The 9,307-nt window shown below is 60.7% G+C and carries 8 protein-coding genes and 1 pseudogene; 2 read left to right on the top strand and 7 right to left on the bottom strand.

Annotated elements, in window-relative coordinates; genetic code table 11:
* Nucleotides 1-749: 749 nt before the first annotated feature.
* The 5 genes from ACGYKA_RS19830 to ACGYKA_RS19810 form a co-directional block, all read right to left on the bottom strand.
* The gene (locus ACGYKA_RS19830) at nt 750-1,784 is read right to left on the bottom strand and encodes a CBASS cGAMP-activated phospholipase (protein ID WP_304951596.1); all 1,035 of its coding nucleotides are present in this window, start codon (nt 1,782-1,784) and stop codon (nt 750-752) included.
* A complete protein-coding gene (locus tag ACGYKA_RS19825) occupies nt 1,777-2,253 on the bottom strand; it encodes a hypothetical protein (RefSeq protein ID WP_304951597.1) in 477 nt (158 codons plus the stop codon). The genes ACGYKA_RS19830 and ACGYKA_RS19825 overlap by 8 nt, the downstream gene beginning before the upstream one ends.
* Before the next feature lie 6 nt (nt 2,254-2,259).
* A complete protein-coding gene (locus tag ACGYKA_RS19820) occupies nt 2,260-2,844 on the bottom strand; it encodes a hypothetical protein (protein ID WP_304951598.1) in 585 nt (194 codons plus the stop codon).
* A 228-nt stretch (nt 2,845-3,072) separates the two neighbouring features.
* Nucleotides 3,073-4,014 (bottom strand): NAD(P)/FAD-dependent oxidoreductase, encoded by a 942-nt coding sequence (locus ACGYKA_RS19815; protein ID WP_394394187.1) that lies wholly within the window; start codon nt 4,012-4,014, stop codon nt 3,073-3,075.
* A gap of 74 nt (nt 4,015-4,088) precedes the next feature.
* Complete coding sequence (locus ACGYKA_RS19810) at nt 4,089-4,769, bottom strand: IS6 family transposase (protein ID WP_304951599.1); 681 nt, start codon at nt 4,767-4,769, stop codon at nt 4,089-4,091.
* A 620-nt stretch (nt 4,770-5,389) separates the two neighbouring features.
* On the opposite strand from ACGYKA_RS19810, the gene ACGYKA_RS19805 reads away from it, so the two are divergent.
* Nucleotides 5,390-5,845: a helix-turn-helix domain-containing protein gene (locus tag ACGYKA_RS19805; RefSeq protein ID WP_304951600.1), complete on the top strand. Its 456-nt coding sequence runs from the start codon at nt 5,390-5,392 to the stop codon at nt 5,843-5,845.
* A gap of 16 nt (nt 5,846-5,861) precedes the next feature.
* On the opposite strand, the pseudogene ACGYKA_RS19800 reads toward ACGYKA_RS19805, so the two are convergent.
* Together ACGYKA_RS19800 and ACGYKA_RS19795 are read right to left on the bottom strand one after the other, a co-directional pair.
* Nucleotides 5,862-6,625 (bottom strand): annotated as a pseudogene (locus ACGYKA_RS19800) (aldo/keto reductase).
* 122 nt (nt 6,626-6,747) lie between these two features.
* Entirely contained in the window at nt 6,748-7,926 is a 1,179-nt protein-coding gene (locus tag ACGYKA_RS19795) for an MFS transporter (RefSeq protein WP_304951603.1), read from the bottom strand.
* A 91-nt stretch (nt 7,927-8,017) separates the two neighbouring features.
* On the opposite strand from ACGYKA_RS19795, the gene ACGYKA_RS19790 reads away from it, so the two are divergent.
* A complete protein-coding gene (locus tag ACGYKA_RS19790; RefSeq protein ID WP_304951604.1) occupies nt 8,018-8,902 on the top strand; it encodes a LysR family transcriptional regulator in 885 nt (294 codons plus the stop codon).
* Nucleotides 8,903-9,307: the final 405 nt, after the last annotated feature.

Below are 9,307 nucleotides of genomic sequence, written 5' to 3'. Positions count from 1 at the left end.
CATCATCATGATGATTATGTTCGTCGGGCGGGTCGGGCCCTTGGCAATCGGGTTCTTCCTCGCCACGCGCAGCGTTCGTAAGGTGAAATATCCCTCAGGGCAGATTTATTTGGGGTGAGGGAAGGAAATTTGTCGGCCCGCCCCAGGCGACGCTTGGAGCTTGCGGGGCGATTCCGACGTTCGGTTCTGATCCGGTCTTGATCGATGCTCCAATGTGCTAGCGTGACTGTAGTTCTTACGTGTCGGCTCTGCCGAACATAGGTCGTTTGGTATCCATGCCTTGGTCCAACCTCTGCTGGTGGTCAGGGCTGATCTGCGTTCGTAGCGTTGTGAGATCAGTTCGAACAACAGCAGCAATTGATGGGCAGCTCCTTTGCGCAGTGCTGCCTTTGGTCACCGCTGTGGCTTTGCGGAGTTTTGAACTTATATCCGAATGGCCGCTTTCGCCTCTTTGACTGCTTGCCTTCGCAAAGACAGCGAACGACCGTTTCCCGCCCTCTTTACCGGATGCTGCGTAGGCGAAGCCGAGGACCATGTACTCGCAGCTGCCGGCGGAAAACCCTACCTACCAGACCTTGCGGAAATGCGAAGCGCCACGGGTAAGTTAACACTATTGGCAATAATGTTAAGTGCTACGGATCGTGATCCGATGAGGAAGGTCGTTCGAGACCTCTTTTGAAGATGGCGGCGTTCGCGGCGCTGTTGCTGGAAACCCAGATGACGTCCTGATCGGCGAGCAGGCGCGCCGTTCAGGCCAGAACCGGCATCAAGCGGCCTGCATCTCTGCGCCAGGCCAGGCTGCGTGCTTGGCGTGCGAGAACACGATCGAGAAAGCTCCGGTCTTGCGGCGTAACACAAGAGAGAGCTTTAGTTGCAGCAAGGCTCAGAACGTTCATGGCCTCTGCATCTGCCTTGACCATGTGGACCTTGTCAGCCTGCCCTGAGGTCAGTTCCATGTCGAGATGCAGACGGCCACCGGGCCCGAGGCCTGCAAGCATGTCGGAGTGCAGGTCTTCTTGGCAGCTCATCAGCAGCTGCTGGAGGCGCCCGCCGCCCCAGATCCAGCGCAATCCGCCCCATCCGTCGCGCGCGGAGGCGTTGACGGCGCTGGCGAGCGCCGTGCGTGTCGTGCCGATGCTGATCACACGTTGATGGCTGGCCGGAATCCCGAAGCGGCTAGTGAGCTCTGCCGAAGCCAGCAAGGCGGGACCGTTCGCGATCAATCCTCCATCTGTGTAGCGCTCGCTTCCGATCCGGTGGAGCGGGAAATAAAGCGGTGCCGCGGCGGAGGCCATAACGACATCGAGCAGGGGGATATCCCAATGTGTGGGCTCCGTGCTCTTGAAGATGACTGGCCGGCCGGTGCTCTCGTTGACAGCTGGGATGACGAGCACGCGATCGATCTCGCCCAGGCGGACGGTGCCAAGGATATCTGCAAGCAGGCCCCTGAGTGGCGCGGGATCGAAACGGGCCGCCAGGATGCCCGGGGCTGTCGACATGAAACGACGTTTCGGAAAGATGGATTCGCCACGCTCTGCCATCAGCGAGACGATGTCCGATGGCGCCGTGTTCGTGGCGAGTCCTGCGGCAAGGATCGCTCCGACCGAGGTGCCGCAGATGGCATCGAAACTTCGGCTGAATGGTCCGCTTGCCTTCAAGGCCTGCCGCCGGGCCTGCAGGGTCGCGGCGATGCAGGCCGAGAAATAGCCTAGGAAGCCACCGCCATGCAGGGCAAGGATCGTGGCAGAGCCGGGCTGTGGAGCAGGCAAGAGAATGTCAGGCACCTTCCGTGGAGGTGTCGATCCACGAAACATGGATGTCGATGCCGGCGTCGTAGAGCGTGCCCATGTGCGCTTGTGCCGTCGCAGTCCGGATGAGCAGAAGCGGGACATCTTCGCTATGCGCGATGGCGTAGGTCTGGGTGGAGAAGATATCGTCTTCTCCGAGAACCTGCCTGATTTTGGCGAAGCTGTGTACGGCACCCTGGGAAAAGGGCAACATCAGGTAGTAGGGCGCTGCCTCTCCCAGGCCCGGAGCGGTAGTGTCTGCACAATCCCGCAAGAGCTCGTCGAGGCGGTTGTTCAACCGGAACCGTTCGGCTTCCGACTCGCCGGCATAGGCGTCAGCCACTGCCGCAAGCGCTGGCGCCGCGAAGGCAATGACATCCTCGGTGACGGCCAAGTGTTGCATGACCGGAAGATCGGCGGAGCGATCGACGATCTGGAAGGTCTCGACGGGCCCCGGGATCAGCATGCGTTCTCAGCCTTCCGCGCCGGCTGCGGGCCGTGCGGACAGCGCGTCCTTAATCGAAAGGCGTGACTGGGATCTCGGGGCGAGGCCGCGGGTCGTGACCTCGAGCGGCGCGCCGCTCCGGGCCAGTCTTGCGTACATCTCCTTGCCCGTGGCAAAGCCGGGCCCGGCGGCTTGGGTTGCGGCCTCGACGAGCGACACCAGGTCTTCCACGGAAAGCGCCACAATTTGCTCGGCATCCTTGCGCTTGGTGTCCGACATGATCTGTGGGTTCTGCTTGATAACAACTGACATGAAGGCCCCAGGATTGCTCTTGATCCGGGTGACGCTCCATACATCGCTCACAGGCGAAGACAGCATGTCGAGAACGCAACTGATGCGTTCAGCATTTATCGACGGAAGCAGGCCACGCTCCACGAGCACCCCCATGGCGCTACGCCCCACCCGCTTGCGCTTCTGGTGGTGTTGAGCATCTGAAAGAGGATATGTTCGTTCTATCATAACTTGCGCCTCCTCGGCCTCGGACAAGGACCGCGCCTGAATGTGGTCCTTTTGAAGTACGATATGGTCTTTTTCAGATTTTGCAAGTCTCATCGAGTCAGCTGGCGATTGTCAGGGTCAGGCGCTTTAAGCCGCAGCCGACCGAACTCCTTGGCGGGGGAGAAGGTATCACCGCCGGGTGCGTGCCAATGTCCTCGTGGCCGCCCGCAGTGAGGCACCTATCGATTTAACAGTTTTCGCCGTTTCGCGTTCAGGAAGCTACGCAACCGTATTAATAATAGTGTTAAGCGAGGCGACGAGATCAAACCACTGGCGCAGGTTTTATCTCGTCCCTATGCGTAAGCCGAAGGTTTTAGGGATCGCAGCTCCGACACGGTAGAGAAGCCGCGGCTTCTCTCCTAGATCTTCTGCCGCTTCGCAGCCCATGATCGATCGGCGCACTAAACGACCACCAACTGTCCGAAATGGTTCCGGTGGTAACTTGGGAACTTCCCGACGGCAGAACGGCGAGTTCGCCCATTCGTCCTTAGAGTTAAGCACCAAAGCCGCCAGGCACTGACCTCCAATGTAGGTAGGGTTAACTCCGTGACCTGAATAGCCAGCCGCGTAGCGAATGCGCGTTCCGGGACGTGTGCGAAAGAAGGGGAGGCGGTCCGAAGAGATGTCAATCCCGCCACCCCAGACCTTGGAAACGCCCACTGAGGAAAGTCCGGGGAGTAGGCGCCGCAAGCCCGCCACTGCGCGGGCACCGGACGCTTGATCTTCGGTGAGGAGGGGGGATGTCGAGCTACCATTGTAGCTAATGGGACCTGACCCAGACCCCATCAGCACACGATTATCCGCAGTCTTCCGGAAGTAATGGACGAACATCCGCATATCCGCCATCCCCTCATCACCCGTCCACCCCATATTGGCCAGCTCCCTTTCTGCTGGCTCACTCATAAGAGCATAGCTTGAAAAAACGGTAACATAAGGCTTCACCCAGCTTTCACTGGCGAGCGCGGTATTGGTCGCGAGCACGACATCACGAGCCTTAAGCGACCCGCCTTTCGTCCTAATACGGTTTGGAGCGCCAGAATCCACTCCGAGCATCGGCGTATGCTCATAGATTCTCACTCCACGCTCTATAGCGGCTTTTCGGAGCGCGCGGGTTAGGCGGGCCGGCTGTACGTTGGCCCCTTCGGACAGGTACATACCCTTTCGAAAGGAAGGTGAGTTGCAGTAACTCGCGACCTCCTCGGAAGAGAGCGCTTGTGCGGGCATTGTCAGGTTGTAATGCCCGGACGTGATCAATATCCGCGTCTGGTTCAGACTGCCATTTCCGCCGCATAGTTATTTCACAGGCTGAATGCATCGGCCCGGGCGTGGCGATAAGATGCTGCGGAAAGGTGATGGCGTTGCGGTCGGAAGATGGTGGCGGTTTGATCATGGACGGATAGAAACCGCTGAACTTGACGCGGGGTTTTCAAACGCCCCATGATTTTCTCTCGTCGTCGCGTATGTCGGTGCGACGCCTCGGACCGGTTATTTAACCCCTTGTGCGAGCGGTGATCGACCCCCGAACAAAGGTTCCGGACGGCCACGCCATAACTGCGTAGCTTGTCAGTTACAAGCACGCGTGGCACGCCCCATCGCTTCATCAGCTTTTTCAGGAACCGCTTGGCAGTCTGAGCATTTCTGCGGCTTTGCACCAAGATATCCAATACGTCTCCGTTCGCGTCGACCGCCCGCCAAAGCCAGTGTTTCCGCCCGCGGATTGAGATGACCACTTCGTCCAAGTGCCATTTGCCGGACGGAGCTGGGCGGTCGCGACGGATCTTGGCCGCGATCTGCGGTCCAAACCGTTGGCACCAAACCCGGATGCTTTCATACGAGACGATCACACCTCGTTCGGCCAGAAGATCTTCGACATCGCGCAAGCCCAGGGCAAAGCGATGGTGCGCCCACACAGCATAGGAGATGATGGACCGAGGAAACCGGAATCCCTTCAAGCGGAGTTGTGAAACTTGGCTGATCATCCGCAAGCGCTATGCGTGAACCGAAGCAACATCAACAACCTGACAATGCCTTTGCGATTGCTTTTCGAATTGAAGCGCCCCATGAGCTTTTCGCGCTTTCGTGTGGGTCTGCTTGTTCCTTTGAACCGATTGTTCAATCCTTTTTCTGCTCGGCGACTAATCCGTGATCACTACGCGGGGTTCACCGACTTGGGAGGTCAACCGCCTCAGTAAGCCCTAGACTGCCTTGGCACTCCGCCGTGGTTGAGCAAGAATATTAAGAACATCTTCGTTCGCACCCACGGACCGACAGAGCCCGTGCTTATGAAGTTGATCGGTATGACTGCTTCGTCCAAATCCCGTTTGTCGGCTGCGGCTGGCTGGTCTCGCCTAGGATAATTCGCGAAACGGCCTCCGAAGCGGCTGACCCATCATCGGATCGTTTCTCGGTTGACCGCTACACCGCGTTCCGCGAGCAGGTCTTCAAGGTCAGCGAAGTTGAGCGCAAATCGTTGGTAGACTCCGACAATGCCCACGTACAGAAAACCAAATCCATTCAGGCGCGGCATTTTAGAGTATCTTCATTCGTGGACGGTAACCAGCTCAGAGCGCGCTAACAAGTTGGCAGTGCCCTAGCACTGATGGTGATCGAGCGGCTGAAGGGGCATGACGCCATGCTGGCCACGGCGCGGCATTTCGTGGTCGATCCCGGGCGGCGGGATCAGCGGCGGTTCCGGCGGTTTGTGCCTGTGACAGATCACGCGGATGCGCCGATCCTGCGCGTTCAACAGCGGTTGAAGCAACTGCAGGAAATCCCGCCGTTGGAAGCTTTGGCGCGGGCCGAGGGGCTGTCGCCCCGCAGCCTTCAGCGGCGGTTCAAGACAGCCACGGGGCTAAGCCTGACCGACTACACCCGGACGCTGTGCATCGAACGCGCCCGGGTGCTCCTGGCCGACAGCAGTGCGTCGGTGGCGGAAGTGGGGATAGCGGTAGGGTACACCGATGTTCCGGCGTTCTACCGCGTTTTCAGGAAGATCACCGGGCAAACCCCGGCGGCCTTCCGTGCCTCAGTGGCGGAAGGAGCGGGCGTCGGGTGAACGGCGCCCGGCTATATCAATCCCAGTCGGGGGCAAGGCCATCCGGCGCCACCATCCGCCCGTCGGGCCGGGAGAGGGCGTCGATGCGGGCGATATCTTCGGCGGTCAGGGTCAGGTTGGCAAAACCCAGGTTCTGCGCCAGCCTTTCCTTCTTGGCGGTCTTCGGGATCGCCACGCCGAGCGGTTTCGACAGGATCCAGGCCACCGATACGGCGGCGGCCGAGGTGCCATGCGCCGCGGCGATGTCTTTCAGGGTCGGGTCCTGCATCACTTCGCCCACGGCGAGGGGCGCATAGGCCTCGACCGGGATGTCGCGTGCCTGCATGAAGGGCACCAGCCTGGATTGGTCGATGAAGGGGTGCAGCTCACCTGGTTTGCCGCGATCGGAGCGTTGAGGATTCCAGCGGTTTCTTCCAGTTGCGCGGTTGTGAAGTTCGACACGCCGCCAAAGCGCACCTTGCCCTCAGCGATCAGCGCATCCAGTACCGGCAGGGTTTCGGCCAGCGGCACCTCCCGCGAGGGCCAGTGCAGCAGCAGCAGGTCGATGTAGTCGGTATTCAGCGCCTTCAGCGAAGCTTCGGTCGCTTTGCGGAAATCCGCGGCGGCAAAGTCTTTTGGCAGGATCTTGGTGGTCACGAACACCTTGTCGCGGGCGACATCCGCGGCGTTCAGCGCCTGACCCACCTCCTGCTCGTTCTCGTAGGCCTGCGCGGTGTCGATATGGCGGTAGCCTTCGGCCAGGGCGGCGGTCCCGATATCGCGGGCTTCGCCTTCCTTCATGCGAAAGGTGCCGAGGCCGAGGTTGGGGATGCCCGCGGGGCCGATGTTGCAAAGGCTCATGTCGTGTTCTCCTTTTTCCGATTGGGGGGGCGGGCCATTGCATTGGCCTGCCAGGTCTTCATTTACTCGGCGGCCACAGTCACGGAGCCGCGGCCAAGACGGCCCGAGATCAGCGTCAGCACGATGCCGAGCGCGACGATCACGGCCCCGGCGAAGGGCGCGGCGGTGAGGCCCGCGCCTTCCACCACCAGCCCGCCGGCCCAGGCACCAAGCGCGATGCCCAAGTTGAAGGCGCCGATGTTGAGCCCCGAGGCCACGTCGACAGCATCGGGGCTGACTTCACGCGCGATCTGGACAACGTAGCTTTGTAGCGGGGGCACATTGGCAAAGGCAAAGCCACCCCAGAGTGCCGTAACCGCGATGGTCGCAACAGGTGAGGTCAGCGACAGGCCCAGAAGCGCCAGCAGCACCGCCAGCTCGGCAAAGATCACCGTCAGCGCAGGCACCGGGCCCATGCTGTCGGCCAGCTTGCCGCCGAGAATATTGCCTACCGCGACCGAGACACCGTAAACGAGGATCACTAGGCTTACCGTGCCGGCGGCCAGACCGGTCACATCGGTCAGCATGGGGGCGAGGTAGGTGAAGACGATGAAGTTACCACCATAGCCGACCGCCGTGATCAGGTAGACCAACAGCAGCCGCGGGGCTGTCAGAACCTGCGCCTGAGCCCGCAGCGACGGCGGCGTGCCTTGCCGCAGGTTAGACGGCACCAGGAGCGCCGAGGCGATCAGCCCGACGAGGCCCAAGGCGACAACGCCGAGGAAAGTGGACTGCCAGCCGAAGCTTTGTCCGATCCAGGTGCCCAGCGGCACGCCCGTTACCAGCGCCACGGTCAGCCCGAGGAAAACCAGTGCGATGGCCGAACTTTCCTTTTCCCGATCAACAAGGTCGGTGGCAATGGTCGAGGCGATGGCAAAGAACACGCCATGCGCCAGCCCGGTCATGAACCGCGCGGCGACCAGGCTGTTGTAACCGGGCGCAAAGGCGGCAAAGGCATTTCCGGCGATGAAGAGCACCAGCAAGGACAGCAGCAGCGTCTTGCGCGGCATCCGGCCGGCCAGCGCGGTCAGTACCGGCGCGCCGATGGTAACGCCGAGAGCATAGAGGCTGACCAGAAGGCCGGCGGAAGGCAGCGAGACATCCAGGTCCGCAGCGATAGTGGGGATGAGGCCGACAATCACGAATTCAGTCGTGCCAACGGCAAATGCACTGATGGTCAGCGCCCATAGGGCAAGGGGCATGGGGGATTCTCCTGTTCACGCTTTCCCCGGACAGATGCCCGCGATATGCTTTTGCGTTAAGGGTCAAGACTGGAAAGGGCTTTTGCGTCAAATGCACGAATTACCCGAGACCCGCGATCTCGCGGTTTTCATCTCTGTCATCGAGGATGGCGGTTTTGCTGAAGCCGGGCGCAGGCTGGGGGCAGCACCCTCCACGCTCAGCCGGACGGTGACGCGGCTGGAGCGGGGGCTTGGCGTTACGCTGCTGCGCCGGTCCACGCGGGCGATCGAGCTGACGCCGGAGGGCCGGGAGCTGCTCACGGCAGCGCGAGATATTGTCGCCCGGGCAGAGGCGCTTGCCGATCTTGCTGATGCAGGCCGATCGCCGCGCGGCCCGTTGCGGGTCAATGCGCCCGTGCCCTTCGTCCTGCATGTCCTCGCGCCGCGCTTGGCCGAATTTCGAGCGACCTATCCTGAGATTGCTCTCACACTCGACATGACCGACCGCCCCGTCGACCTGATCGACAGCCATGCCGATGTGTTGATCCGCTCTGGGCCACCACCGGAGAGCGATCTGCTGTTTCGCAGACTGGGGCAGGCGGGTTGGCGCTTGGTCGCCGCGCCGGACTACCTCGACAGGGTTGGCCGCCCTGCGCGCCCACAAGATCTGGCTAGGCTGGAACAGGTGCGCTTCTCCTCACCGCAGCGTATCAACGAATTGCGGTTTCACGGTCTACCCGGTCCGGTGGTTGTCCCGCCGGCAATCCACGCCGAAAATGGCGAGGCTGTTCGCGCGTTGGTGCTGAACGGCCTCGGCGTCGCACGGTTTTCTGAATACATGGTGCGCGAAGATGTCGCCGCGGGCCGGCTGGTCGACCTGTTTCCGGGGCAGCTCGACGTCAAGCCACTGGATTTCACGGCACTTTATCTGACCCGGACTTCGGGGCTGCGACGCCTCGCGGTCTTTCTTGATTGGTTGAAAGACATCACAAGATAACGATTTTCCGAAGCAGTCCTAGATTACCTCGTTTGAGGCGGTAACTCTTGAAGCCATTCACGACAAGAACGGTGTGCAAAGTTTCTACGCCGCTGAATAGTTGTTTTGCGGGGCTCCAGTACACTCCAGCAAAGGGCGCGCGCTACCTTCAAGTGCGACTCTTAGCAGGTCATACTTCAAGGTCCTTGTGATCGCGCTCCCTGGCAAGCTCCCAGAGAAAGTTACCAGAGGTTACTTGAAAGTATTTGAGATTAGATACGCTGCAGTAAGTCCACCCGAACCCATTGAATCCTTGGCCCGCAATTCAACGGGGGTGATAAGGCTAATTGTAAGCGTTGGCCCGGGGTCACGTTGTAGGGTGTGATCCGGGCTGCGAGAACGAACCCATCTTATGATGGGGAGTGC

It is taken from the genome of Sulfitobacter sp. 1A15106 (genome assembly GCF_043556995.1).
GTDB lineage: Bacteria > Pseudomonadota > Alphaproteobacteria > Rhodobacterales > Rhodobacteraceae > Sulfitobacter > Sulfitobacter faviae.
This window is presented reverse-complemented; position numbering and strand designations above follow the sequence as displayed.

Excerpts from the sequence above, each read along its gene's own strand:
- ACGYKA_RS19825 (WP_304951597.1), bottom strand. The coding sequence starts at position 2,253 with ATGCTGATCCCGGGGCCCGTCGAGACCTTCCAGATCGTCGATCGCTCC.
- ACGYKA_RS19820 (WP_304951598.1), bottom strand. The coding sequence starts at position 2,844 with ATGAGACTTGCAAAATCTGAAAAAGACCATATCGTACTTCAAAAGGAC.
- ACGYKA_RS19815 (WP_394394187.1), bottom strand. The coding sequence starts at position 4,014 with ATGCCCGCACAAGCGCTCTCTTCCGAGGAGGTCGCGAGTTACTGCAAC.
- ACGYKA_RS19810 (WP_304951599.1), bottom strand. The coding sequence starts at position 4,769 with ATGATCAGCCAAGTTTCACAACTCCGCTTGAAGGGATTCCGGTTTCCT.
- ACGYKA_RS19805 (WP_304951600.1), top strand. The coding sequence starts at position 5,390 with ATGGTGATCGAGCGGCTGAAGGGGCATGACGCCATGCTGGCCACGGCG.
- ACGYKA_RS19795 (WP_304951603.1), bottom strand. The coding sequence starts at position 7,926 with ATGCCCCTTGCCCTATGGGCGCTGACCATCAGTGCATTTGCCGTTGGC.
- ACGYKA_RS19790 (WP_304951604.1), top strand. The coding sequence starts at position 8,018 with ATGCACGAATTACCCGAGACCCGCGATCTCGCGGTTTTCATCTCTGTC.